Genomic DNA, 20,890 nt, shown 5'->3' on the forward strand with positions numbered 1-20,890 from the left:
CTGCCTGCAGAGGAGCGAATACATCCATTCAATCGATCGGCGTATGCCGATACGTGGCGACATCACGCTCTTGTACCGCCGAAGCATGATTCGACCACGCTTGCCGGATATAGGTAACTACGGCGGCAACATCCGCATCGCTCAGCTGCTGCGCATACGGCGGCATGGAATAAGGCCGCGGATTGCCCGCGGTCACCGGCGGAAATCCACCCAGCAATACCACGCGCATCGCATTGATACCGGTTGGTTCCACCACCGATGTATTGTTATCCAGCGGTGGATACACACCCGGTATACCCGCACCATTCTTGCCGTGGCAATCTGCGCAACGTTCCGCGTAGACGGCATTGCCGCGATCGGCAAGCGATTTGCCGTCGAAACTTGCCTGCATGGGTACAGGTGTGGCGCGCGCAGGCAAGGACAGCAAGTAATCGGCGATGGCTTGCAGATCGTCGTCATGCAGGTATTGCGTGCTGCTTGCTACGACGTCCGCCATCGGCCCGACCGCGGCACCTTTTGCGGCTTGTCCCGTTTTCAGCACGTCGACAATGTCCTGCTTGCTCCATCCTTGCAGACCACCGTTGGCCTGCATGCTCAGATCCGGCGCATACCAATCCTGCTCCGGAATCCGCCCGCCAGATAAAGCCGTGTTCGCGCTCAAGCCACCCCATGCGTCACGCGCGGCGTGACATTCGTTGCAGTGCCCAAGACCTTGCACCAGATACGCGCCGCGATTCCACGATGCCGATTTCGACGGATCGGCCTGATACACGCCCGCCTTGAAATACACCGCGCGCCATCCGGTAAGCGCGCTGCGCTGGTTGTAAGGAAAGTGCAGCTGCAGCGGTGCATTCGACTGATGAACAGGCTGCAGCGAACGCAGATACGCGAACATCGCGATCGCATCATCGCGCGTGACCTTGGTGAACGAGGTATACGAAAACGCCGGATAAAGCGGCTCGCCGCTGCGCCCGATGCCTTCGTGCAAAGCGCGCCAAAAATCGCTGAAATTCCACTGGCCGATGCCGGTATCCGCGTCCGGCGTGATGTTGGGAGCCGGGATATTGCCGAACGGCGTGGGCAGCATCCGGCCTCCCGCATAGGGCTCACCGCCGCGCACGGTATGGCAGGAGGTGCAATCGCCGGCCGTAGCAAGGTAGCGGCCTTTGGCGATCACGGCGGGATCCTTCAGCATCGCGGCGATGGCTGGATCTTCCGGCGACACAACAATCTGCCGATGCTGTGGCGTCAGCCACCATCCGCCGGCCAGCACGATCACCAGCAGCATCAGAAGCATCCACAGCCAGCGGAGCCGTTTCATGCGCCACCGCCCTGCGCTTGCAGCACGCCGCAATGCAACGGCGGCGCAATCGAGCCTGCCGGTTGCGGATGCGTATCGGCAGGCACCTCGCGGCTCGCCAGCCAGGCGGATACAGCGCTGATATCCGCCGGCGCCAGGCGGTTGGCGATTTCTGCCATGCAGTCCGGCGCGGCAGACGCACGCGTGTGGGTTCGCCACGAACCCAACTGGGAGCTGATGTAGTCGTAAGGGAGGCCGACCAGTCCTGGCACCGAAGGCTCGGTGCCGGTGAGCTGCTTGCCGTGGCAGGCCTGGCAGGGTGGTATCTGGCGTGCCGGATCGCCGGCGGTGACCAATTGCTCGCCGCGCTGCATGGCCGATGGCGCCAGCGCGGGCACCGGCTTACGTTCGTAAGGTACCTGCTGGGCGGAGAAGTATTCGGCGATCTCGTGCATGTATTGCGGCGTGAGCAGGCGCACGGTGTATTCCATCGGCGCGTACTTGCGCAGTCCGTGCTGGAAATTCTGCATCTGCAAGACCAGATAACCGCTCGGCTTGCCGGCAAGGCGCGGAAAGAAACCGCTGCCGGAAGAACCTTCGCCATGCACGCCGTGGCAGGTGGTGCAGGCGGCGATGCGCTGCTGCAGCGTATCCGGCACGGCTGGTTGGTCGGCATGCGCAACGGCGGCACAAAGCAGCCACGCGAGAGCAACTACCCAACCCACGTGCTTCGGCAAGATTGATCGGCCCCAAGTACCCATGCCGGAAGTATAGGCGCGCGCCATGCGCCAACCGTGACGCCTGCGGTTATGCTGCGGCATCACGCCACACATCCTTGTTTGGGGAGGATTGCCATGTTCCGTCCGTCATTGTTGTGCGCCGCACTCACGCTTGCCTTGCTGCCCGCCGTTCCGCTTTTCGCCCAGGACAACCATGACGTGGCGTGGCAAAGCGTGACCGAACTGCAACATGACATGGATGCCGGCAAGCTCACCGGCAAGACGCTGGTGCAGGACGATATCGCACGCATCAAGCAGATCGATCAGGGCGGCCCCACCTTGCGCGCAGTGCTGGAGTTGAATCCCGATGCATTGAAGATCGCCGAGAAACTCGATGCGAAACGCACGTCTTCGCATGGCCCGCTTTACAGCATTCCGGTGCTGCTGAAGGACAACATAGACACCGGCGATCACACGCTGACGACTGCTGGCTCGCTCGCCCTGATGGACGCACCGGCGCCGCAGGATGCCGCCCTGGTGACGCGGTTGCGCAAGGCGGGCGCGGTGATTCTAGGCAAGACCAATTTGAGCGAATGGGCGGATTTCCGCTCCAGTCATGCCAGCAGCGGCTGGACCGGCCGAGGCGGGCAGACACGCAATCCGTATGCGCTGGATCGCAATCCCTGCGGCTCCAGCTCGGGTTCCGCGGCGGCGGTTGCAGCGGGCCTGGTGCCGGTGGCAGTAGGCTCGGAAACCGACGGCTCGATCATTTGCCCGGCATCGATGAACGGCATCGTGGGCATCAAGCCGACGCTGGGTTTGGTCAGCCGTAGCGGCATCATCCCGATCAGCCACAATCAGGACACAGCCGGACCGATGGCGCGCAACGTGACTGATGCGGCCATTCTGCTGAGCGCGATGGCTGGCAGCGATTCGCACGATCCCGCCACGACCGACGCGGACAAACACGCAACCGATTACACGCGTTTTCTTGATCCGAACGGGTTGCGCGGCAAGCGCATCGGCGTGGTGCGTCAGCTCGCCGGCAACGAGCCCAACGCAGATCGCGTGCTGGACGAAGCGATTGCGGCGATGAAGGCGCAAGGCGCGATCATCGTCGATCCAGTGACGCTGCCGCATCTGGCCGAACTCGGCGATCCGGAAATGACCGTGATGCTGTACGACTTCAAGCATGACCTCAACGCGTATCTCGCCAACCGAAAAGGTTTGCATGTGAAGACGCTTGCCGACCTGATCGCCTTCAACAAGCAAGAAGCGACGCGCGAAATGACCTGGTTCGCGCAAGATCTGTTCGAGCAAGCGCAAGCCAAAGGACCGCTCACCGACAAGGCCTATCTGGACGCGCTGAACAAGGCGAAACAGTTCTCGGGGCCGCAAGGTATCGATGCGGCGCTGCAGGCCAATCATCTGGACGCGCTGCTCTCGCCCTCGTGGGGACCGGCTTATCTCACGGATCTCGTACTCGGCGATCATATCGTCAGCGGTAATCCCACTATCGGCGGTGCGTCTCAGCCTGCGGCGGTAGCGGGTTATCCCTCGATTACGGTACCGGCGGGATGGGCGCATGAACTGCCGGTGGGTATCGTATTCTTTGGCACAAAATGGAGCGAGCCCACGCTGATTTCGATCGCCTATGGCTTCGAGCAGCACACGCATGCATGGCAGGCACCTAAGTTCTTGCCGACGGTGGATAGCAACGCGTATGCGCCGGTGCCTGCGCAGAGTCATTAAATGTGCATCGGGCTGACCGAAAACCGCGCGCTTCGGCCAGCCCCATCACGTAACGTGGCGCCTCCTTCTCGACACGGAGGTTTCCATGAAGCCGCTGTCTGCTCTTTGCGCGATGGTATTGGCATGTGCGATGGCTCATGCCGATACCACTGCCGCCGATTCGGATTTCCGCGCGACCTGGACACAGCCGCAAAAGCCGTTTCAGATCTATGGCAATACTTATTACGTCGGTTCGCATGGCCTTAGCGCCATCCTGATCACCTCGCCAAAAGGTCACGTGCTGATCGATGGCACGCTGCCGGAAAACGCGGCGATGATCGAATCGAACATCCGCGCGTTGGGTTTTCGCGTGCAGGACATCAAGTTGATTCTCAACAGCCATGCGCACGGCGACCACGCAGGCGCCATTGCTGCCTTAGCGCACGACAGCGGTGCACCGGTAGCCGCAAGTGCAAAGTCGGCAAAAGCGATGGAACTTGGCGGAGACGATCCCGATGATCCGCAGCACGGCATGGCGCCGTTCTATCCCAAAATCTCCAAGATTCGTATCGTGGCCAATGGTGAAACAGTCCGTATCGGCTCATTGGCTTTGCACATGCACGCCATGCCTGGACACACGCCCGGCAGCACCGGTTGGACCTGGCGTTCTTGCGAAGAAAACCGTTGCCTGTCGATTGTCTATGCCGACAGCATTTCGCTACTGAGTACGGATGACTATCGCTATACCGACCCTGCCCATCCAGAACTCCTTGCGGGCTATCGGCATACGCTTGCCATGTTGGCGGTACTGCCGTGCGACATTCTGCTTACGCCGCATCCCCGCGATGGTTTTTTCGAAAAAGCGGCAGGCATCGCGCCGGGTAAGTCTAATCCTTTGATCGACACGCAGGCGTGCAAAGCCTACGCGGATGAAGGACAACAGAATCTCGAACAGCGCGTACAGAAGGAAGCCGGAACACAAAAAGCCACGCACTGAGGCGTGGCTTGTGTGATCAGCTTATGCGCCCGGATTTGCGCACGATCAGCATCGCCAGTTCCAGCGATTGCTCATAATTGAGGCGGGGATCGACCATCGATTTGTAAGCACGCTGCAGATCGGCTTCGCTCAAATCACGCGCACCACCCATGCACTCGGTGACGTCTTCGCCGGTCAATTCCAGATGCACGCCACCCAGTCGCGTACCGACGGCAGCATGGATATCGAGCGCCTGTTCAAGCTCACCGCGAATATTGTCGAAGCGCCGTGTCTTGAATCCATTGGAGGTACTTTCGGTATTGCCGTGCATGGGATCGGCCACCCACAGCACGCGGCGGCCTTCGCGCTTCACCGCTTCAAGTAGCGACGGCAGCTTGGCAGCGATCTGCGCATGGCCCATGCGGTGAATCAGGGTGAGGCGCCCCGGCTCTTCTTCCGGATTTAACGCATCGATCAGCGGCAGCAGTTGTTCCGGCGTGACCGAGGGACCGATCTTCACCGCGATCGGATTGCGGATGCCGCGGAAATATTCCACATGTGCGCCATCAAGTGCGGCCGTGCGCATGCCGATCCACGGGAAATGCGTGGAGAGGTTGAACCAGCCATGATGGCGCGGCACCTGGCGCGTGAGTGCCTGCTCGTAATGCAGCAACAGCGCTTCGTGCGAGGTGAAGAAATCCACGCGTGTGAAGCCGGCGATCGGGCCGGCCAGCGTTTCCATGAAGCGCAGCGAATCACCGATGCCCGCCACCATTCGGCGGTACTCGGCGGCCAGCGGTGAGTGCTCCACCCAGGCCAGATCCCAGTATTCGGGATGGTGCAGATCGGCAAAACCGCCATCAATCAGCGCGCGCACGAAGTTCATGGTGAGCGCGGAATGCGCGTGCGCACGGATCAGACGCTGTGGGTCCGGGCGGCGCGCTTCGGTGGTGAATTCTGGACCGTTGATCACGTCACCGCGGAAGCTGGGCAGCGTGACGCCGTCACGTGTCTCGGTATCGGTCGAACGCGGCTTGGCGTATTGCCCGGCAAACCGGCCGACACGCAGTACCGGCTGCTTGAGCCCGTGCACCAGCACCAAGCTCATCTGCAACAGCACCTTGAGCCGATTGGAGATGATTGGGCTGGTGCAGTCCGCAAAACTCTCGGCGCAGTCGCCACCTTGGAGCAGGAAGCGCTTGCCTTCCTGTGCGTCAGCAAGTGTCTGTTTCAGCGCCAATACCTCCCACGAGGTGACCAGCGGCGGCAGGTGCGACAGTTCGCCAATCGCCTGGCTAAGCTCGGCGGCGTCTTCGTACTGCGGTTGCTGCAGGGCGACACGCTGCTGCCAGGAGGTGGGTGCCCAATTCAACGATTCGATGGAACGTGCAGTCTGGCTCATAGGAGCAACCTCGGCTTCGCGCGCTGCAGGGTGGCGCGAATCGCAAGTATCGAAAGAAGGAGGAACCACAACAGGGCCCACAACGGAATGGGTAGGCCCAGGATCGGCTGGATCTTGGCGCATTCACCGGAGCCGGTGAACACCATCTTCAAGACCTTTGCGAACGGAAAGGCATCAAACATGTATGCCAGGTTAGGGCCGCAGGCGGGCACCTCATCTGGCGGCAAGGACATGATCCACAGATGGCGCCCCGCCACCACGATGCCGAACAAGGCACCCAGTAGCACCAGCCCGGTATAGAACCAGCGTCCACCGGCTCGCGGCCCATGGATAGCACCAAGTAGAAAGAACGCGCCCATGACCATGAAGCCGATGCGCTGGAAGATGCACAGCGGACACGGCTCCAGGCCCCACTGATATTCGGCGTACAGCGCGAAACCGAGCAGGCCCATGCAAATCAGGAAGCCGATGAGAAAGCTGACGCGGTAGGACCAGCGAAGGGGATTCATGACGGAACGATCGAGGGATGGGATGCTGACATTACCCGCTCCCCGCGGCGCTGTCAGCAGGCGCTCGGCCCGATTTCAGAAAGCAACAAACCCCGGCGGGTGACCTGGCCGGGGTTTGCATTTGGACGTCCAAACGAAGTTTGAGACGAGGATTACTCGGCCGCTGCCTCGACGTGCGGACGATCCACCAGTTCGACGTACGCCATCGGCGCATTGTCGCCAGGGCGGAAGCCGCACTTGAGGATGCGCAGATAGCCGCCGGGACGCTCGCGGTAGCGCGGGCCCAGCTCCACGAACAGTTTGCCCACGGCCTGCTTGTCGCGCAGACGCGAGAAAGCAAGACGGCGGTTGGCGACGCTATCGCTCTTGGCGAGCGTGATCAGCGGCTCGGCGACGCGACGCAGTTCCTTCGCCTTGGGCAGCGTGGTGCGGATCAGTTCATGATTGAACAGCGACGACGCCATGTTGCGGAACATCGCTTCGCGGTGCGAGCTGGTACGGTTAAGTTTGCGTCCAGATTTTTGGTGGCGCATGGCTAAAACTCTCTCTTTGTCTATTGTTATGAAAAGCTGGCGATTAAATCCGGCTTCCCGCGGTTACCCGCTGTTAAAGCCCTTGGTGAAACGGGCTCTTATAAGAGCGCGGCCATGAATGACCGCTTCTAGTGTTTGGTGAGCGAGAACTTCACGCTCGCCAAACTTGCTGCATATAAGCGATCAAAGAGGATCGCTAAAGTAACTTGTGTGGCCATAGACGGCCTTTTCAGCTGCGTGGCGGGGGCGTTAGACGCCTACCCGCCACGACTTGCTTGGTACAGCGATCAAGTACGATCGCAAAATTACATCATCAGCCCAGCTGCATGCCGTGCGACAAGCCCGGCGGCGGCCAGTTTTCCAGCTTCATGCCCAGGGCAAGACCACGTACGCCCAGGACATCCTTGATCTCGGTGAGCGACTTCTTGCCAAGATTCGGCGTCTTCAGCAGCTCGACCTCAGTCTTCTGCACCAGATCGCCGATGTAGTAGATGCTCTCGGCCTTCAGGCAGTTCGCCGAACGCACGGTGAGCTCCAGATCGTCGATCGGACGGAGCAGCAACGGATCGAAACCGCCCTTCTCCGCCTTGTCCGTAGCGCTCTCGCGACGCGAGAAATCACCGAACACAGACAGCTGGTCGTTAAGGATTTCGGCGGCCTTGCGCACCGCGTCTTCCGCACCGATGGTGCCATTCGTCTCGATGTCGAGGATCAGCTTGTCGAGGTTGGTGCGCTGCTCCACGCGAGCCGCATCCACTTCGTAAGCCACACGCAACACCGGCGCAAACGAGGCATCCAATTGCAGGCGACCGATCGGACGTGCCTCATCGTCCGGATGCTGGCGCGCGCTGGCCGGCTGGTAGCCGACGCCGCGACGCACCTTCAGACGCATGTTCAGCGTGATGTCCTTGGTCAAATGGCAGATCACATGTTCCGGATTGATGATCTCCACCGAGTGGTCCACGGCGATGTCGCCGGCCGTGACCACGCCCTTGCCCTTCCTGGACAGGGTGAGGGTGACTTCATCACCCGTATGCTGACGAATCGCCACTTCCTTGAGGTTGAGCAGGACTTCGATAACGTCCTCCTGCAGACCTTCCAGAGTGGTGTACTCGTGCAGCACGCCATCGATTTCGACCTCGACGATGGCGCTGCCAGGGATCGAAGAGAGCAGCACGCGACGTAGCGCATTGCCCAGGGTGTGGCCGAAACCGCGCTCTAGCGGCTCCACCACCACCTTGGCGCGATTCGGTCCGAGCTGCTCGACGCTGAGGCCGCGAGGCCGCAGCACGCTAGTTGACGAAACTGCCATGCAGGGCTCCGGTTGATTACTTCGAGTAAAGCTCGACGATCAGCGCTTCATTGATGTCGGTCGGCAGATCGGCGCGATCCGGAACAGACTTGAAGGTGCCGGCGAACTTCTTGGCGTCGACTTCGATCCACTGCGGACGCAGGTCCATCGTGTCGAACACGGTGGCGGCTTCTTGCACGCGCAGTTGGGTACGCGCACGCTCGGTCAGCGCAATCTCGTCGCCCGGGCGAACCTGGTAGGACGGGATGTTGACCTTCTTGCCATTCACCAGCACGGCCTTGTGCGAAACGAGCTGGCGAGCCTGGGCACGCGTAACCGCAAAACCCATGCGGTAAACGACGTTGTCCAGACGGCTTTCCAGCAAGCGCAGCAGGTTCTCGCCAGTGTTTCCCTTGAGGGTGGACGCCTTGGTGTAGTAGTTGCTGAACTGACGCTCAAGCACACCGTAAATGCGCTTGACCTTCTGCTTCTCACGCAGCTGAACAGCATAGTCGGACATGCGCATGCGCTTATTGGCGCCGTGCTGACCGGGTTTGTTCTCCAGCTTGCACTTGGAGTCAATCGCGCGCGCCGGGCTCTTCAGGCTCAGGTCCGAACCTTCGCGACGCGCGAGTTTGCAGGTAGCTCCACGATAACGTGCCATGGTTATGCTCCTTAGACGCGACGCTTCTTGGGGGGACGGCAGCCGTTATGCGGAATCGGCGTTACGTCGATGATGTTGAGAACCTTGTAGCCGAGGGCGTTCAGCGAACGCACTGCCGACTCGCGGCCCGGGCCTGGGCCCTTGATCCGCACTTCCACCGTCTTCACACCGTATTCGCCAGCGGCACGGCCGGCCTTTTCGGCGGCAACCTGGGCAGCGAACGGAGTGGACTTGCGCGAACCGCGGAAACCCGCGCCACCAGCGGTCGCCCACGAGAGCGCGTTGCCCTGGCGGTCGGTAATAGTGACGATGGTGTTGTTGAAAGATGCCTGCACGTGAGCCACTGCATCGGTGACAACGCGCTTGACTTTCTTCTTGGTCTTAACCGGCTTTGCCATGATTTATTCCAATTATTTCTTGATCGCGCGACGCGGGCCCTTACGGGTGCGCGCATTGGTACGCGTGCGCTGGCCGCGCACCGGCAGGCCGCGGCGGTGGCGCAGACCACGGTAGCAACCCAGATCCATCAGGCGCTTGATAGCGATACCGACTTCACGGCGCAGATCGCCTTCCACGACGTACTTAGCGATTTCGTGGCGGATCTTCTCCACCTCGCCTTCGCTGAGCGACTTGATTTGTACGTTCGGGTTCACACCCGCGTCCACGCAGACCTTCTTGGCCCGGCTGCGGCCGATGCCGTAGATGCTCTGCAGGCCAACCCAGACGTGTTTCTGGACCGGCAAATTGACACCCGCAATGCGCGCCATGATGTACTTTCTCCGATGCTTTCTCGCGCGGTAAACGCGCAATTCTAACCTTAATCAAACTGTCAGGAAAGTCCTGCGGTGCCTGGGGCGCCGCAGCTCTCCGCCGGGACCTGCCTGCGCCTCAGCCGCGGCGCAGGTTGGCCTTCTTGAGTAAACCTTCGTACTGGTGGCTGACCAGATGCGCCTGCACCTGAGCCGTGAAGTCCATCACCACCACCACCACGATCAACAGCGAGGTGCCGCCGAAGTAAAACGGAACATGCCAAGCATTCTGCATGAACGTCGGTACCAAACAGACCAACACTAGGTAGAGGGCGCCAACGCCAGTCAGACGACTCATGACCGAATCGATGTACTCGGCGGTCGAGCGACCCGGGCGAATGCCCGGAATCAGTGCGCCAGAGCGTTTCAGATTGTCGGCCGTGTCCTGGGAGTTGAAGACGATCGCTGTATAGAAGAAGGCGAAGGTAATCACCAGAACCGCATAGATGATGTCGTAGAGTGGCTCGCCCGGGGTCAGCACCTGCACCGCGTTCTGCAACCAGCGGGACTGGTGACTGGCGTTGCCCCAGGTCGCCGCCATCGCCGGGAACATCAGAATACTGTTCGCGAAGATAGGCGGGATCACACCCGACATGTTGATTTTGAGCGGCAGGTGCGAAGTCTGGTTCATGTAAGACCGTTGTCCGCCCGAGCGCCGCGCGTAGTTCACGGTAATGCGCCGTTGCGCACGCTCCATGAACACCACGAACGCTGTCACCGCCAACACCAGCGCCACCACCATGACCAGCTTGATCGTGCTCAGCTCGCCGTTACTCGACATCGACAAGGTATGCGCGACCGCATTGGGTAAACCGGCCACGATACCTGCGAAGATCAGCAACGAAATACCGTTGCCGATGCCTCGTTCAGTCATCTGCTCACCCAGCCACATCAGGAACAGCGAGCCGGCCGTCAAGCCGACTACCGAGGACAGGATGAACCCAACACCCGGCATGTAGACCACCGGCACGCCGCCCGCGGTCTGTTGTTTCATGAGCGCCACGGCGATACCGAAGGCCTGGAAGGCAGATAACCCGACCGTGCCGATTCGGGTATACATCGTCAGCTGACGCTGTCCCGACTGCCCTTCCTTACGCAGCGCCTGCAAGCTAGGAATCACTGAGCCCATCATCTGCACCACGATCGAAGCAGAGATGTATGGCACCACGCCCAGCGCAAACACCGAGAAGCGGCCCAGCGAACCACCCGAGAACATGTTGAACATGTCCAGGATGCCGCCGCTCTGACCAATCAGGTTGGCCATGGCGTCGGGGTTAACACCCGGCACCGGGATGAACGAGCCGAGGCGGTACACGATCAGCGCACCGATCACGAAGAAGATGCGCTGACGCAGCTCGGTCAATTTGCCGAGCGATCCGACCGATGTGCCCTTGGCTGCGGCCACGAGTTACTCCACGCTTCCGCCGGCAGCTTCGATGGCAGCCTTGGCACCCGCTGTAGCGAGCAAGCCGGACAGCTTCACCGCACGACCGATTTCGCCCTTGGCGACGACCTTGACCTTCTTCGCGCGGCCGTCAATCAGACCAGCCTGATGCAGCACGACTGCGTCGATCACGTCAGCCTTCAGACTGGCGAGCTGATACAGGAAGACCTGCTGACTCTCAGCCTTCTTCTGCGAACGGAAGCCGACCTTCGGCAGGCGGCGCTGTAGCGGCATCTGACCACCTTCGAAACCGAGGCGATGAGTGCGACCGGTACGGGCATGCTGACCCTTGTGGCCGCGACCGGCGGTTTTGCCGAGGCCCGAACCGATACCGCGACCGACACGCAGACGCGTCTTGCGCGAACCAGCAGCCGGCTTGATGTCATTCAGACGCATGATGCTTACTCCTCGACCCGCACCAGGTAGTAGACCGTGTTGATCAGACCACGCACTTGCGGGCTGTCCTTCAGTTCACGGACGTCGTTGGTTTTGTTCAGGCCCAGCGCCTTTACGCTAAGGCGATGACGAGCCTGTACACCGCGCAGCCCCTTGACCAGGCGGACGCGGATGATTTTTTCGTTGTTAGCCATTGCCCAGCACCTCTTCCACGGTCTTGCCGCGCTTGGCAGCGATCTGCTTCGGCGAGGCAACGGCCTGCAGGCCCTTGATGGTGGCGCGCACCAGGTTGATAGGGTTGCGCGAACCAACCGCCTTGGCCAGCACGTTCTTCACGCCGACCACTTCCAGCACGGCACGCATGGCGCCGCCGGCGATCACGCCAGTACCTTCGGAAGCCGGCTGCATGTACACGCGTGCCGCGCCGTGGTTAGCCTTGATGGCGTACCAGAGCGTGCCGTTGTTCAAATCGATGCTCACCATGTTACGACGTGCCCGCTCCATGGCCTTGGAGATGGCCACCGGCACTTCACGCGCCTTGCCATAGCCGAAGCCGACCTTGCCTTCGCCGTCACCGACTACGGTCAGCGCGGTGAAGCTCATCTGGCGGCCACCCTTGACGGTCTTGGCCACGCGGTTGACGGCGATCAGCTTCTCGAGCAGGCCGTCTGAATTTTCGCGATCAGTAGAGGACATATCTTTTCCGTGTGCCCGGACCATCCGGGACTTTTACTTGCGGCTGAGCCGCTTGGAGTTGTTGTTGTTACTGCTGATTACTACTTAGAACTTGAGACCAGCTTCGCGAGCGGCATCGGCAAGCGCCTTGATGCGGCCGTGATAGCGAAACCCGGAGCGGTCGAACGCAACGGCTTCGATACCGGCAGCTTTCGCGCGCTCGGCAACCGCCTTGCCTACCGCAGCGGCAGCTTCGATGTTCTTGGTGCCCTTCAGGCCCTCGGCCAGCGACTTCTGCACGGTGGAGGCAGCCGCCACTACGTTCACACCCGAAGCATCGAACACTTGGGCGTAGATGTGCTGACCGGTGCGATGCACCGACAGACGAGGCACGCCGAGCTTACGGATATGAGAGCGCGTGGATTTGGCGCGGCGCAGACGGGCTTCATTCTTGTTCATCATGTGTCTCCAGAAAGCGGATCGGCTAGTTAGCGGTACAAACCCGCCATTACGCCTTCTTGGCTTCCTTCAGGGTGATCTTCTCGCCGGCATAGCGCACGCCCTTGCCCTTGTAGGGTTCCGGCGGACGATAGCCACGAATCTTGGCGGCAACCTCGCCGACCAACTGCTTGTCCGAACCCTTGATCAGGATTTCGGTCTGCGAGGGGGTCTCGAGGGTGATGCCTTCCGGCGCGTTGAACACGACCGGGTGGGAGAAGCCGAGGCTCAGATTGAGCGACTTGCCGGCCATCGACGCGCGGTAACCTACGCCGACCAATTCCAGCTTGCGCTCATAACCTTCGGAGACGCCCTTGACCATGTTGGCCAACAGTGCACGGATGGTGCCGCCGAACTTATCCTCGGCGCCTTCGGCAACCTGGACGTTGACCACGCCGTTCTCGACCGACACCGAAGCGCCCGGCAGCGTATGAACCGACAAGGTGCCCTTCGGGCCCTTCACGGCAATGCTGTCCTCGGCAACCTTGAGCTCGACGCCCTTGGGCAGATTGATGGGTTTCTTGGCAACACGAGACATCGAAAACTCCTTACGCGACCAGGCCGATGACTTCGCCGCCCACGCCCCTGGCGCGAGCTTGCGCGTCGGTCAACAGACCGCCGGACGTCGAAATGATCGAAATGCCCAGGCCGCCGAGCACTTTCGGCAGTTCGTCCTTGCCTCGGTACACGCGCAGACCCGAACGACTAATGCGCTCGATACGCTCGATCGCCGGACGGCCTTCGAAATACTTGAGCTTGATCTCGAGCACCGGCTTACCCTCCTGAGTGGAGGTCTTGGCGTCGAGGATGTAGCCCTCGTTCTTGAGAAGGTCGGCCAGCGCCACCTTCAGCTTCGACGACGGTACGCTGACAGCCTGCTTGCCCGTAGCCTGGGCATTGCGGATGCGCGTAAACAAATCGGCGATGGGATCAGTCATGCTCATGAAAACTTCCTTCAGAGTGCACCGATATCCGATAAAACCGGAAATCAATTTAGATTGTGAGCTGGCAGACGGACCAGCCTGCGACGTGCAGACCGTCAATCTTATCAGCCTTTTCCGGCTTTTGCGAATACTGATGCGACAAAGTAGTCGTAACCCTTACTTCCGTTTCTCCTGAGAGAGCTGGGGAGGTAAGGAGTCAGGCTTGTTGATTCCTGGGCTCAAAGCGAAGTCCCGGAGCCAACCAAATACTGGCGAGGTCAATCCCTCGCTCATCCCTCTCCCTGGACGGGAGAGGAATCATTGCGACTGGCTTACCAACTGGCCTTGCGCAGGCCCGGAACGTCGCCGCGCATAGTGGCTTCGCGCAGCTTGTTACGGCCGAGGCCGAACTTGCGGTACACGCCACGCGGGCGGCCCGACAGTTCGCAACGGTTGCGCTGACGACTGGGGCTGGCGTCACGCGGCAGCTTCTGCAGCTTGGTCTGCGCTTCCATCTTGTCCTCGTAGGAGGACTTCGGGTTCAGCACGATCGCCTTCAGTTCGGCGCGTTTGGCGGCGTACTTCTTGACGATTTTGGTCCGCTTGATATCGCGGTTAACCATTGAGGTCTTGGCCATGGATTCTCTCGCGTATCAGTTGCGGAACGGGAAGCTAAAGGCTTCCAGCAGCGCCTTGGCTTCTTCGTCGGACTTAGCGGTGGTGGTGATGGAGATGTCCATACCGCGCATCGCGTCGATCGCGTCAAAGTCGATTTCCGGGAAGATAATCTGTTCCTTGATGCCGAAGTTGTAGTTACCACGGCCATCGAAGGCCCGACCTGACACACCGCGGAAGTCGCGAACGCGAGGCAGCGAGATGTTGATCAGGCGATCCAGAAATTCCCACATCTGGGCACGGCGCAAGGTGACTTTGCAGCCGATCGGCCAGCCATCGCGGATCTTGAACGAGGCCACGGACACGCGCGCCTTGGTCGTGATCGGCTTCTGACCGGCAATCTTGGTCATATCCGCCACGGCATTCTCGAGCACTTTCTTGTTGCCCGCGGCTTCGCCCACGCCCATGTTCAGCGTGATCTTGGTGATGCGGGGAACCTGCATCACATTCTGGTAACCAAAACGCTCGGTGAGCTTCTGGATGACCTGTTCTTTATAAAAGTTTTCAAGGCGCGTCATGACTTGTGTTCCTTACGCGTCCACGACCTCGCCCGAAGAACGGTATACGCGGACTTTGCGCTCATCTGCGAGCACTTTGAAGCCGACGCGTTCACCCTTGTTCGTGGCGGGGTTGAACAGCTGCACATTAGAAATATGGATCGAAGCTTCACGCTCCACGATGCCGCCCGGCTGGTTGGCCTGCGGATTCGCCTTGGTGTGACGCTTGACCAGGTTGACGTTGGAGACGAACACGCGATCACCTTCAACGCGCAGCACGTCGCCGCGCTGACCTTTGTTTTTGCCGGTGATCACGATGACCTGATCACCCTTGCGGATACGGTTCATGGGTCTATCTCCGCTCAGAGCACTTCGGGTGCAAGCGAGACGATCTTCATGAACTTCTCGCCGCGCAGCTCGCGAGTGACCGGCCCGAAGATACGGGTACCGATTGGCTCGAGCTTGTTGTTGAGGAGAACAGCCGCATTGCCGTCGAAACGGATCAGCGAGCCGTCGGCGCGGCGCACACCCTTGGCGGTGCGAACCACCACGGCGTTGTACACCTCGCCCTTCTTCACTTTGCCGCGCGGAATGGCATCCTTCACGGTGACCTTGATTACGTCACCGATCGCGGCGTAACGGCGCTTGGAGCCGCCGAGCACCTTGATGCACATCAGTTCCTTGGCGCCACTGTTGTCGGCGGCGGAAAGCGTGCTTTGCATCTGGATCATGTCTGCACCCTCCCCTTACGCTTCGGCGCGCGTGACGATTTCGACCACGCGGTGATGTTTAGTTTTGGACAGCGGACGGCATTCCGCGATGCGGACCACGTCGCCCTCGTTCGCGCCGATGTCATCCTGCGCATGGAGCTTGGTGGAACGGCGTACAATCTTGCCCAGCAGCGGATGCTGCACCTGGCGCTCGATCAGTACGGTGACCGTCTTTTCCATTTTGTTGCTGATGACGCGACCCTCAAGGGTGCGCGCCTGCTTTTGGTTGTCGCTCATGTCGGCCGTCCCTTACTTCTTGCCGCCGAGCACGAACTTCGTGCGGGCGATATCGCGCCGAACACGGCGCAGTTGGTGCGGCTGATTGAGCTGGCCGGTGCCCTTCTGCATGCGCAGGTTGAACTGCTCCTTGCGCAGATCCAGCAGGTGCTGCTTCAGCTCTTCGGCCGACTTCGTTGTTAGGTCTTTGATGGCCATCACATCACCGCTCTGGTCACAAACTGGGTCTGCACCGACAACTTGGCAGCGGCCAGGCGGAACGCCTCGCGCGCGGTAGTCTCGTCGACGCCCTCGATTTCATAAAGCATGCGGCCCGGCTGGATCGGGGCGACCCAGAACTCTACGCCACCCTTGCCGGCGCCCATTCGGACTTCGATCGGCTTCTTGGTGATCGGCTTGTCCGGGAACACGCGGATCCACAGCTTGCCGCCGCGCTTCACGAAACGCGTGATGCAACGACGAGCTGCTTCGATCTGACGCGCGGTGAGTGCACCGTGTGTGGTGGCTTTGAGACCGTACTCGCCGAAGCTGACGAGATTGGCGCTGAAGGCCAGACCGTCATTGCGGCCCTTGAACTGCTTGCGGTATTTGGTTCGCTTGGGTTGCAACATGGCAACTCTCCTTACTTCGTCCGCTCGCGGCGGCCTTCGCCGCCCTCGCGATCGCGGCGCGATTCACGACGCCCTTCGCCACCTTCACGCTCACGGCGTGGTTGCGCGGACTGCTCTTCCTTCGGCTCCTGGCCGACCTGGGACAAGTCGAAGATCTCGCCCTTGTAGACCCAGACCTTGATGCCGATGATGCCGTAGGTGGTCTTCGCCTCGGCGGTGCCGTAGTCGATGTCCGCACGCAGGGTGTGCAGCGGCACGCGACCTTCGCGGCTCCACTCGGAACGTGCGATCTCGGCGCCGTTCAGACGACCGGACACATTGATCTTGATGCCCAGCGCACCTAGGCGCATCGCATTGCCCACTGCGCGCTTCATGGCACGACGGAACATGATGCGGCGCTCAAGCTGCTGTGCGATCGACTCCGCCACCAACTGCGCATCGAGCTCGGGCTTGCGCACTTCATTTACGTTGATGTGCGCCGGAACGCCCATCATATCGCTGACTTCTTTACGCAACTTCTCGATGTCCTCGCCCTTCTTGCCGATCACCACGCCCGGACGGGCAGTGTGGATCGTCACGCGGGCGGTCTTGGCTGGGCGCTCGATCTGGATCTTCGAGATACCGGCAGCAGCCAGCTTCTTGCGGAGCATTTCGCGGACCTTGAGGTCAGCAGCGAGATACTTGGCGTAATCGCCCTTATTGGCGTACCACTTCGAATTCCAGTCCTTGGCAATGCCGAGGCGGATACCGGTGGGATGAACTTTATGACCCATCGTCTACGTCCTCTTAGTTACCAACGACCACGGTGATGTGGCTGGTGCGCTTCAGGATGCGCGAACCGCGCCCCTTGGCGCGGGCATACATGCGCTTCATCGCCGGACCTTCGTCCACGAAGATGCGCGAGACCTTCAGCTCGTCGACATCGGCGCCGAGATTGTTTTCGGCGTTGGCGACGGCCGACAGCAGCACCTTGCGAACAATGTGCGCGGCCTTCTTGTTGGTGAATTGGAGCACGTCACTGGCTCGGCCCACGGACATACCGCGGACCAGGTCAGCTACCAGGCGTGCCTTCTGCGCTGAAATGCGAGCGCTGCGCAGGATCGCTTTGGCTTCAGTGCTCATCTCACTTGCCCTTCTTATCGCCGCCATGGCCCTTGAAAGTACGAGTGACCGCGAACTCGCCGAGCTTATGCCCGACCATGTTCTCGTTCACTAGTACCGGCACGTGCTGGCGACCGTTGTGGATGGCGATGGTCAATCCCACCATTTCCGGCAGGATCATGGAGCGACGCGACCAAGTCTTGATCGGACGCTTGGAATTGGTGGAAACCGCAGTTTCCACTTTCTTAATGAGATGAAGGTCAACGAAGGGACCTTTCTTCAAAGAACGCGGCATGACGGTTTCCTATTACTTGCGACGACGCACAATGAACTGCTGTGTGCGCTTGTTGTTACGAGTCTTGTAGCCCTTGGTCGGCACACCCCATGGACTGACCGGGTGACGGCCACCGGAGGTACGGCCCTCACCACCGCCGTGCGGATGGTCAACCGGGTTCATCACCACACCGCGAACGGTCGGGCGAATGCCCTTCCAGCGGGTGGCACCGGCCTTGCCCAGCTTGCGCAGACTATGCTCGGCATTGCCGACTTCACCGATGGTCGCGCGGCAATCCACCGGCACCTTACGCATTTCGCCGGAGCGCAAACGCAGGGTGGCATAACCGGATTCGCGTGCGATCAGCTGCACTGAGGCGCCGGCCGAACGCGCAATCTGTGCGCCCTTACCAGGCTTCATTTCCACGCAATGTACGGTGGAACCGACGGGAATATTGCGCAGTGGCAGGCTATTACCGACCTTGATCGGCGCATCGTGACCCGAGACCAGACGGTCGCCCACCGCCACGCCAGCCGGCGCGATGATGTAGCGGCGCTCGCCATCGGCGTAGCACAGCAGCGCGATGTGCGCGGTGCGGTTCGGATCGTATTCCAGACGCTCGACCTTGGCAGCGATGCCTTCTTTGTCGCGCTTGAAATCGATGATGCGGTAAGCCTGTTTGTGACCGCCGCCGCGATGACGCGTAGTAATGCGACCGAAATGGTTGCGGCCACCCGTCTTCGACTGACTTTCGGTCAACGGCGCGTACGGCGCGCCCTTGTGCAGCCCCTCGGTGCGGACGCTGACGGCGTCACGACGACCCGGCGAGGTTGGCTTGTGATTAATTAGTGCCATCTGTCGGAACTCCTGGCTCAGGCCTTAGCCGCCACGTCGATCGTTTGGCCTTCGACAAGGCGAACGTATGCCTTGCGCTTGCCTTGACGACTGCCCGCGCGGAAACGGAAGGACTTGGCCTTACCCTTGGCATTGACGAGATTCACCTGCTCGACTTTCACGTCAAACATTTTCTCGACCGCTGCACGGACATCAGCCTTGGTTGCTTCGGGGGCAACCACGAATACGTATTGGTTGTTCTCGGCCAAACGGGCCGCCTTCTCGGAAATGTGCGGCGCGCGCAGCGTATTCAGAATGCGTTCGTTGCTCATGCCAGCCACTCCTCGACCTTCTTGACCGCTTCAACAGTCATCACCACGTAGTCCGAGCCGACCAGGCTGACCGGGTTCAGCGCGAGCACATCCAGCACATGCAGGTAAGGGATATTGCGCGAGGCCAAGTACAGCGCTTCGTTCGCGTCTTCCGACACCAGCAGCACGCGACCGGATACTTCGAGTTCGGCCAGCTTGGCGACCATCGCCTTGGTCTTCGGGTGGTCGATGCCGAAGCCCTCGACCACCTTTAAACGGCCCTGGCGGTTTAGCTCCGACAGGATGGAGCGGATCGCCACGCGATAGGACTTACGGTTGACCTTTTGCTCATAGCTACGAGGCTTGGCCGCGAACGTCACACCGCCGCCCACAAAGATCGGAGCGCGATAGTCGCCATGGCGAGCACCGCCGCCCTTCTGCTTCTTGAATTTCTTGGTAGTACCAGACACGTCGCTGCGCGAAAGCTGCGACTGCGTACCGGCACGACCACCAGCCTGGTAAGCAACCACGACTTGGTGCACCAGGGCCTGCTTGAACTCACCGCCGAACACTTCGTCCGACACGCTGAGCGGCTTGGCGCCAATAACATTCAGTTCCATGCCGTCTCTCCTCAACCTTTGGTGGTCGGGCGGATGACGACGTCGCCGCCGGTTGCACCCGGCACCGCGCCCTTCACCGCGATCAGATGACGCTCGGCGTCAACCTTGACCACTTCCAGACCCTGCACGGTGCGGTTCACCGCACCCATGTGGCCCGACATTTTCTTGCCCGGAAACACGCGACCTGGGGTCTGACGCTGACCGATCGAACCCGGCGCGCGATGCGACAGCGAATTACCGTGGGTCGCGTCGCCCATGGTGAAACCATGGCGCTTGATCGTGCCCTGGAAGCCCTTACCCTTGCTGACACCGGCCACATCAACGACCTGGCCAACCGTGAACACTTCCTCAGCCTTGATTTCGGCGCCAACGACATACTTGCCGGCGTCAGCCGAATTCAGGCGAAATTCCCACAAACCACGACCCGGCTCGACCTTCGCCTTGGCGTAATGGCCCTTTTCCGGGTTGGTTAGCAGGCTGGCGCGCTTGACGCCCGCGGTGACCTGCACCGCGCTGTAACCATCGTTATCTTCCGTCTTCACCTGTGTCACGCGGTTCGGTGTCGCCTCGATCAGCGTCACCGGAATCGAGCGCCCGTCTTCAGTGAAGAGTCGGCTCATGCCGCATTTGCGGCCAACCAGTCCGATACTCATGTTCGTATCCTGTCTATCACTTAACCAAGCTTGATCTGAACGTCAACGCCAGCGGCGAGATCGAGCTTCATAAGCGCGTCCACGGTTTTGTCGTTGGGATCGACGATATCCAGCACACGCTTGTGGGTGCGGGTCTCGTACTGATCGCGAGCGTCTTTGTCGACATGCGGCGACACCAGAATGGTGTAACGCTCAATCTTGGTCGGAAGCGGAATCGGACCAAGAACCGTAGCGCCGGTGCGCTTGGCCGTCTCGACGATTTCACTGGCCGAACGGTCAATCAGACGATGATCGAACGCCTTGAGTCGAATGCGAATCTTTTGGTTCGCCATAACCGTGTCCTGTTATCTAAAGAACGAATTTGTGAATCGAAGTGGCTTCTCACCACCTCGCACAACCCTTAATTGCACTGCAAACCCTACAAGGAGCACCAGGCA

Annotated in this window: 33 protein-coding genes; 2 read left to right on the forward strand and 31 right to left on the reverse strand. The window is 60.4% G+C overall.

Features of this window, described 5'->3' with window-relative positions; translation table 11 throughout:
- Window positions 1-28: 28 nt before the first annotated feature.
- Together ISP18_RS11920 and ISP18_RS11925 are read right to left on the reverse strand one after the other, a co-directional pair.
- Window positions 29-1,321 (reverse strand): c-type cytochrome, encoded by a 1,293-nt coding sequence (locus ISP18_RS11920; protein WP_380006296.1) that lies wholly within the window; start codon window positions 1,319-1,321, stop codon window positions 29-31.
- Window positions 1,318-2,061, reverse strand: a complete 744-nt coding sequence (locus ISP18_RS11925; protein WP_380006772.1) for a c-type cytochrome — start codon at window positions 2,059-2,061, stop codon at window positions 1,318-1,320. The genes ISP18_RS11920 and ISP18_RS11925 overlap by 4 nt, the downstream gene beginning before the upstream one ends.
- 93 nt (window positions 2,062-2,154) lie before the next feature.
- Between ISP18_RS11925 and ISP18_RS11930 the strand changes: the two genes are divergently transcribed.
- Window positions 2,155-3,771 carry an amidase gene (locus tag ISP18_RS11930; protein WP_380006293.1) on the forward strand — a complete coding sequence of 539 codons (1,617 nt, stop codon included), beginning with the start codon at window positions 2,155-2,157 and terminating at the stop codon, window positions 3,769-3,771.
- Window positions 3,772-3,856: 85 nt separating this feature from the next.
- Window positions 3,857-4,747, forward strand: coding sequence for a subclass B3 metallo-beta-lactamase (gene bla, locus ISP18_RS11935; RefSeq protein ID WP_380006290.1), 891 nt, complete (start codon window positions 3,857-3,859; stop codon window positions 4,745-4,747).
- Between the two features lie 16 nt (window positions 4,748-4,763).
- Here bla and ISP18_RS11940 read toward each other — a convergent pair whose 3' ends face one another.
- The 29 genes from ISP18_RS11940 to rpsJ all read right to left on the reverse strand — a co-directional run bounded on the left by ISP18_RS11940 (window position 4,764) and on the right by rpsJ (window position 20,785).
- Window positions 4,764-6,128: a class II 3-deoxy-7-phosphoheptulonate synthase gene (locus ISP18_RS11940; RefSeq protein WP_380006287.1), complete on the reverse strand. Its 1,365-nt coding sequence runs from the start codon at window positions 6,126-6,128 to the stop codon at window positions 4,764-4,766.
- Window positions 6,125-6,637 (reverse strand): disulfide bond formation protein B, encoded by a 513-nt coding sequence (locus ISP18_RS11945; RefSeq protein ID WP_380006285.1) that lies wholly within the window; start codon window positions 6,635-6,637, stop codon window positions 6,125-6,127. Before ISP18_RS11945 ends, ISP18_RS11940 begins: the two co-directional genes overlap by 4 nt.
- Window positions 6,638-6,789: 152 nt before the next feature.
- Window positions 6,790-7,170 carry a 50S ribosomal protein L17 gene (rplQ, locus tag ISP18_RS11950; protein WP_380006282.1) on the reverse strand — a complete coding sequence of 127 codons (381 nt, stop codon included), beginning with the start codon at window positions 7,168-7,170 and terminating at the stop codon, window positions 6,790-6,792.
- Window positions 7,171-7,483: 313 nt separating this feature from the next.
- Window positions 7,484-8,482, reverse strand: coding sequence for a DNA-directed RNA polymerase subunit alpha (locus tag ISP18_RS11955; RefSeq protein ID WP_192678518.1), 999 nt, complete (start codon window positions 8,480-8,482; stop codon window positions 7,484-7,486).
- Window positions 8,483-8,498: 16 nt separating this feature from the next.
- On the reverse strand, window positions 8,499-9,125 hold the full coding sequence (rpsD, locus tag ISP18_RS11960; protein ID WP_380006279.1) for a 30S ribosomal protein S4: 627 nt from the start codon (window positions 9,123-9,125) through the stop codon (window positions 8,499-8,501).
- Between the two features lie 11 nt (window positions 9,126-9,136).
- Window positions 9,137-9,523: a 30S ribosomal protein S11 gene (gene rpsK / locus ISP18_RS11965; protein WP_115495826.1), complete on the reverse strand. Its 387-nt coding sequence runs from the start codon at window positions 9,521-9,523 to the stop codon at window positions 9,137-9,139.
- Between the two features lie 12 nt (window positions 9,524-9,535).
- Window positions 9,536-9,892 carry a 30S ribosomal protein S13 gene (gene rpsM / locus ISP18_RS11970; protein WP_284333564.1) on the reverse strand — a complete coding sequence of 119 codons (357 nt, stop codon included), beginning with the start codon at window positions 9,890-9,892 and terminating at the stop codon, window positions 9,536-9,538.
- Between the two features lie 121 nt (window positions 9,893-10,013).
- Window positions 10,014-11,339, reverse strand: a complete 1,326-nt coding sequence (gene secY / locus ISP18_RS11975; RefSeq protein WP_380006274.1) for a preprotein translocase subunit SecY — start codon at window positions 11,337-11,339, stop codon at window positions 10,014-10,016.
- 3 nt (window positions 11,340-11,342) lie between these two features.
- Window positions 11,343-11,774 (reverse strand): 50S ribosomal protein L15, encoded by a 432-nt coding sequence (gene rplO / locus ISP18_RS11980; RefSeq protein ID WP_380006272.1) that lies wholly within the window; start codon window positions 11,772-11,774, stop codon window positions 11,343-11,345.
- A gap of 5 nt (window positions 11,775-11,779) precedes the next feature.
- Window positions 11,780-11,968, reverse strand: a complete 189-nt coding sequence (rpmD, locus tag ISP18_RS11985; protein ID WP_380006269.1) for a 50S ribosomal protein L30 — start codon at window positions 11,966-11,968, stop codon at window positions 11,780-11,782.
- Window positions 11,961-12,470, reverse strand: a complete 510-nt coding sequence (gene rpsE / locus ISP18_RS11990; RefSeq protein WP_380006266.1) for a 30S ribosomal protein S5 — start codon at window positions 12,468-12,470, stop codon at window positions 11,961-11,963. The genes rpmD and rpsE overlap by 8 nt, the downstream gene beginning before the upstream one ends.
- Before the next feature lie 84 nt (window positions 12,471-12,554).
- The gene (gene rplR, locus ISP18_RS11995; RefSeq protein WP_380006770.1) at window positions 12,555-12,908 is read right to left on the reverse strand and encodes a 50S ribosomal protein L18; all 354 of its coding nucleotides are present in this window, start codon (window positions 12,906-12,908) and stop codon (window positions 12,555-12,557) included.
- A gap of 49 nt (window positions 12,909-12,957) precedes the next feature.
- Window positions 12,958-13,485: a 50S ribosomal protein L6 gene (rplF, locus tag ISP18_RS12000; RefSeq protein WP_380006262.1), complete on the reverse strand. Its 528-nt coding sequence runs from the start codon at window positions 13,483-13,485 to the stop codon at window positions 12,958-12,960.
- A gap of 10 nt (window positions 13,486-13,495) precedes the next feature.
- Window positions 13,496-13,891, reverse strand: a complete 396-nt coding sequence (gene rpsH, locus ISP18_RS12005) for a 30S ribosomal protein S8 (protein ID WP_380006259.1) — start codon at window positions 13,889-13,891, stop codon at window positions 13,496-13,498.
- Window positions 13,892-14,202: 311 nt separating this feature from the next.
- Complete coding sequence (gene rpsN / locus ISP18_RS12010) at window positions 14,203-14,508, reverse strand: 30S ribosomal protein S14 (protein ID WP_284400473.1); 306 nt, start codon at window positions 14,506-14,508, stop codon at window positions 14,203-14,205.
- 15 nt (window positions 14,509-14,523) lie between these two features.
- On the reverse strand, window positions 14,524-15,063 hold the full coding sequence (gene rplE, locus ISP18_RS12015) for a 50S ribosomal protein L5 (protein WP_126673165.1): 540 nt from the start codon (window positions 15,061-15,063) through the stop codon (window positions 14,524-14,526).
- A 12-nt stretch (window positions 15,064-15,075) separates the two neighbouring features.
- Complete coding sequence (gene rplX / locus ISP18_RS12020) at window positions 15,076-15,390, reverse strand: 50S ribosomal protein L24 (protein ID WP_284319937.1); 315 nt, start codon at window positions 15,388-15,390, stop codon at window positions 15,076-15,078.
- A gap of 14 nt (window positions 15,391-15,404) precedes the next feature.
- Complete coding sequence (rplN, locus tag ISP18_RS12025; protein WP_115477106.1) at window positions 15,405-15,773, reverse strand: 50S ribosomal protein L14; 369 nt, start codon at window positions 15,771-15,773, stop codon at window positions 15,405-15,407.
- Window positions 15,774-15,788: 15 nt separating this feature from the next.
- Window positions 15,789-16,049, reverse strand: a complete 261-nt coding sequence (rpsQ, locus tag ISP18_RS12030; protein WP_284400476.1) for a 30S ribosomal protein S17 — start codon at window positions 16,047-16,049, stop codon at window positions 15,789-15,791.
- A 12-nt stretch (window positions 16,050-16,061) separates the two neighbouring features.
- A complete protein-coding gene (gene rpmC, locus ISP18_RS12035) occupies window positions 16,062-16,247 on the reverse strand; it encodes a 50S ribosomal protein L29 (RefSeq protein WP_128899626.1) in 186 nt (61 codons plus the stop codon).
- Window positions 16,247-16,660: a 50S ribosomal protein L16 gene (gene rplP / locus ISP18_RS12040; RefSeq protein WP_380006252.1), complete on the reverse strand. Its 414-nt coding sequence runs from the start codon at window positions 16,658-16,660 to the stop codon at window positions 16,247-16,249. Before rplP ends, rpmC begins: the two co-directional genes overlap by 1 nt.
- 11 nt (window positions 16,661-16,671) lie before the next feature.
- On the reverse strand, window positions 16,672-17,433 hold the full coding sequence (rpsC, locus tag ISP18_RS12045; protein WP_380006249.1) for a 30S ribosomal protein S3: 762 nt from the start codon (window positions 17,431-17,433) through the stop codon (window positions 16,672-16,674).
- A gap of 13 nt (window positions 17,434-17,446) precedes the next feature.
- On the reverse strand, window positions 17,447-17,782 hold the full coding sequence (gene rplV, locus ISP18_RS12050) for a 50S ribosomal protein L22 (RefSeq protein WP_380006247.1): 336 nt from the start codon (window positions 17,780-17,782) through the stop codon (window positions 17,447-17,449).
- 1 nt (window position 17,783) lies between these two features.
- Window positions 17,784-18,056 carry a 30S ribosomal protein S19 gene (gene rpsS / locus ISP18_RS12055; protein WP_188792860.1) on the reverse strand — a complete coding sequence of 91 codons (273 nt, stop codon included), beginning with the start codon at window positions 18,054-18,056 and terminating at the stop codon, window positions 17,784-17,786.
- A 12-nt stretch (window positions 18,057-18,068) separates the two neighbouring features.
- On the reverse strand, window positions 18,069-18,890 hold the full coding sequence (gene rplB, locus ISP18_RS12060) for a 50S ribosomal protein L2 (protein ID WP_380006243.1): 822 nt from the start codon (window positions 18,888-18,890) through the stop codon (window positions 18,069-18,071).
- Window positions 18,891-18,907: 17 nt separating this feature from the next.
- Window positions 18,908-19,201, reverse strand: a complete 294-nt coding sequence (rplW, locus tag ISP18_RS12065; protein ID WP_380006241.1) for a 50S ribosomal protein L23 — start codon at window positions 19,199-19,201, stop codon at window positions 18,908-18,910.
- Window positions 19,198-19,800 (reverse strand): 50S ribosomal protein L4, encoded by a 603-nt coding sequence (gene rplD / locus ISP18_RS12070; RefSeq protein ID WP_380006238.1) that lies wholly within the window; start codon window positions 19,798-19,800, stop codon window positions 19,198-19,200. The genes rplW and rplD overlap by 4 nt, the downstream gene beginning before the upstream one ends.
- Window positions 19,801-19,811: 11 nt before the next feature.
- A complete protein-coding gene (gene rplC, locus ISP18_RS12075; protein ID WP_380006235.1) occupies window positions 19,812-20,453 on the reverse strand; it encodes a 50S ribosomal protein L3 in 642 nt (213 codons plus the stop codon).
- Between the two features lie 20 nt (window positions 20,454-20,473).
- Window positions 20,474-20,785: a 30S ribosomal protein S10 gene (gene rpsJ / locus ISP18_RS12080; protein WP_014402136.1), complete on the reverse strand. Its 312-nt coding sequence runs from the start codon at window positions 20,783-20,785 to the stop codon at window positions 20,474-20,476.
- Between the last annotated feature and the right edge of the window lie 105 nt (window positions 20,786-20,890).

The organism is Dyella humi (assembly GCF_044904605.1).
GTDB classification, from domain to species: domain Bacteria; phylum Pseudomonadota; class Gammaproteobacteria; order Xanthomonadales; family Rhodanobacteraceae; genus Dyella_B; species Dyella_B humi.

What these genes read in the sequence shown, in the direction of transcription:
- ISP18_RS11920 (WP_380006296.1), bottom strand. Translation starts at nt 1,321, where the DNA reads ATGAAACGGCTCCGCTGGCTGTGGATGCTTCTGATGCTGCTGGTGATC.
- ISP18_RS11925 (WP_380006772.1), bottom strand. Translation starts at nt 2,061, where the DNA reads ATGGGTACTTGGGGCCGATCAATCTTGCCGAAGCACGTGGGTTGGGTA.
- ISP18_RS11930 (WP_380006293.1), top strand. Translation starts at nt 2,155, where the DNA reads ATGTTCCGTCCGTCATTGTTGTGCGCCGCACTCACGCTTGCCTTGCTG.
- bla (WP_380006290.1), top strand. Translation starts at nt 3,857, where the DNA reads ATGAAGCCGCTGTCTGCTCTTTGCGCGATGGTATTGGCATGTGCGATG.
- ISP18_RS11940 (WP_380006287.1), bottom strand. Translation starts at nt 6,128, where the DNA reads ATGAGCCAGACTGCACGTTCCATCGAATCGTTGAATTGGGCACCCACC.
- ISP18_RS11945 (WP_380006285.1), bottom strand. Translation starts at nt 6,637, where the DNA reads ATGAATCCCCTTCGCTGGTCCTACCGCGTCAGCTTTCTCATCGGCTTC.
- rplQ (WP_380006282.1), bottom strand. Translation starts at nt 7,170, where the DNA reads ATGCGCCACCAAAAATCTGGACGCAAACTTAACCGTACCAGCTCGCAC.
- ISP18_RS11955 (WP_192678518.1), bottom strand. Translation starts at nt 8,482, where the DNA reads ATGGCAGTTTCGTCAACTAGCGTGCTGCGGCCTCGCGGCCTCAGCGTC.
- rpsD (WP_380006279.1), bottom strand. Translation starts at nt 9,125, where the DNA reads ATGGCACGTTATCGTGGAGCTACCTGCAAACTCGCGCGTCGCGAAGGT.
- rpsK (WP_115495826.1), bottom strand. Translation starts at nt 9,523, where the DNA reads ATGGCAAAGCCGGTTAAGACCAAGAAGAAAGTCAAGCGCGTTGTCACC.
- rpsM (WP_284333564.1), bottom strand. Translation starts at nt 9,892, where the DNA reads ATGGCGCGCATTGCGGGTGTCAATTTGCCGGTCCAGAAACACGTCTGG.
- rplO (WP_380006272.1), bottom strand. Translation starts at nt 11,774, where the DNA reads ATGCGTCTGAATGACATCAAGCCGGCTGCTGGTTCGCGCAAGACGCGT.
- rpmD (WP_380006269.1), bottom strand. Translation starts at nt 11,968, where the DNA reads ATGGCTAACAACGAAAAAATCATCCGCGTCCGCCTGGTCAAGGGGCTG.
- rpsE (WP_380006266.1), bottom strand. Translation starts at nt 12,470, where the DNA reads ATGTCCTCTACTGATCGCGAAAATTCAGACGGCCTGCTCGAGAAGCTG.
- rplR (WP_380006770.1), bottom strand. Translation starts at nt 12,908, where the DNA reads ATGAACAAGAATGAAGCCCGTCTGCGCCGCGCCAAATCCACGCGCTCT.
- rplF (WP_380006262.1), bottom strand. Translation starts at nt 13,485, where the DNA reads ATGTCTCGTGTTGCCAAGAAACCCATCAATCTGCCCAAGGGCGTCGAG.
- rpsH (WP_380006259.1), bottom strand. Translation starts at nt 13,891, where the DNA reads ATGAGCATGACTGATCCCATCGCCGATTTGTTTACGCGCATCCGCAAT.
- rpsN (WP_284400473.1), bottom strand. Translation starts at nt 14,508, where the DNA reads ATGGCCAAGACCTCAATGGTTAACCGCGATATCAAGCGGACCAAAATC.
- rplE (WP_126673165.1), bottom strand. Translation starts at nt 15,063, where the DNA reads ATGACGCGCCTTGAAAACTTTTATAAAGAACAGGTCATCCAGAAGCTC.
- rplX (WP_284319937.1), bottom strand. Translation starts at nt 15,390, where the DNA reads ATGAACCGTATCCGCAAGGGTGATCAGGTCATCGTGATCACCGGCAAA.
- rplN (WP_115477106.1), bottom strand. Translation starts at nt 15,773, where the DNA reads ATGATCCAGATGCAAAGCACGCTTTCCGCCGCCGACAACAGTGGCGCC.
- rpsQ (WP_284400476.1), bottom strand. Translation starts at nt 16,049, where the DNA reads ATGAGCGACAACCAAAAGCAGGCGCGCACCCTTGAGGGTCGCGTCATC.
- rpmC (WP_128899626.1), bottom strand. Translation starts at nt 16,247, where the DNA reads ATGGCCATCAAAGACCTAACAACGAAGTCGGCCGAAGAGCTGAAGCAG.
- rplP (WP_380006252.1), bottom strand. Translation starts at nt 16,660, where the DNA reads ATGTTGCAACCCAAGCGAACCAAATACCGCAAGCAGTTCAAGGGCCGC.
- rpsC (WP_380006249.1), bottom strand. Translation starts at nt 17,433, where the DNA reads ATGGGTCATAAAGTTCATCCCACCGGTATCCGCCTCGGCATTGCCAAG.
- rplV (WP_380006247.1), bottom strand. Translation starts at nt 17,782, where the DNA reads ATGAGCACTGAAGCCAAAGCGATCCTGCGCAGCGCTCGCATTTCAGCG.
- rpsS (WP_188792860.1), bottom strand. Translation starts at nt 18,056, where the DNA reads ATGCCGCGTTCTTTGAAGAAAGGTCCCTTCGTTGACCTTCATCTCATT.
- rplB (WP_380006243.1), bottom strand. Translation starts at nt 18,890, where the DNA reads ATGGCACTAATTAATCACAAGCCAACCTCGCCGGGTCGTCGTGACGCC.
- rplW (WP_380006241.1), bottom strand. Translation starts at nt 19,201, where the DNA reads ATGAGCAACGAACGCATTCTGAATACGCTGCGCGCGCCGCACATTTCC.
- rplD (WP_380006238.1), bottom strand. Translation starts at nt 19,800, where the DNA reads ATGGAACTGAATGTTATTGGCGCCAAGCCGCTCAGCGTGTCGGACGAA.
- rplC (WP_380006235.1), bottom strand. Translation starts at nt 20,453, where the DNA reads ATGAGTATCGGACTGGTTGGCCGCAAATGCGGCATGAGCCGACTCTTC.
- rpsJ (WP_014402136.1), bottom strand. Translation starts at nt 20,785, where the DNA reads ATGGCGAACCAAAAGATTCGCATTCGACTCAAGGCGTTCGATCATCGT.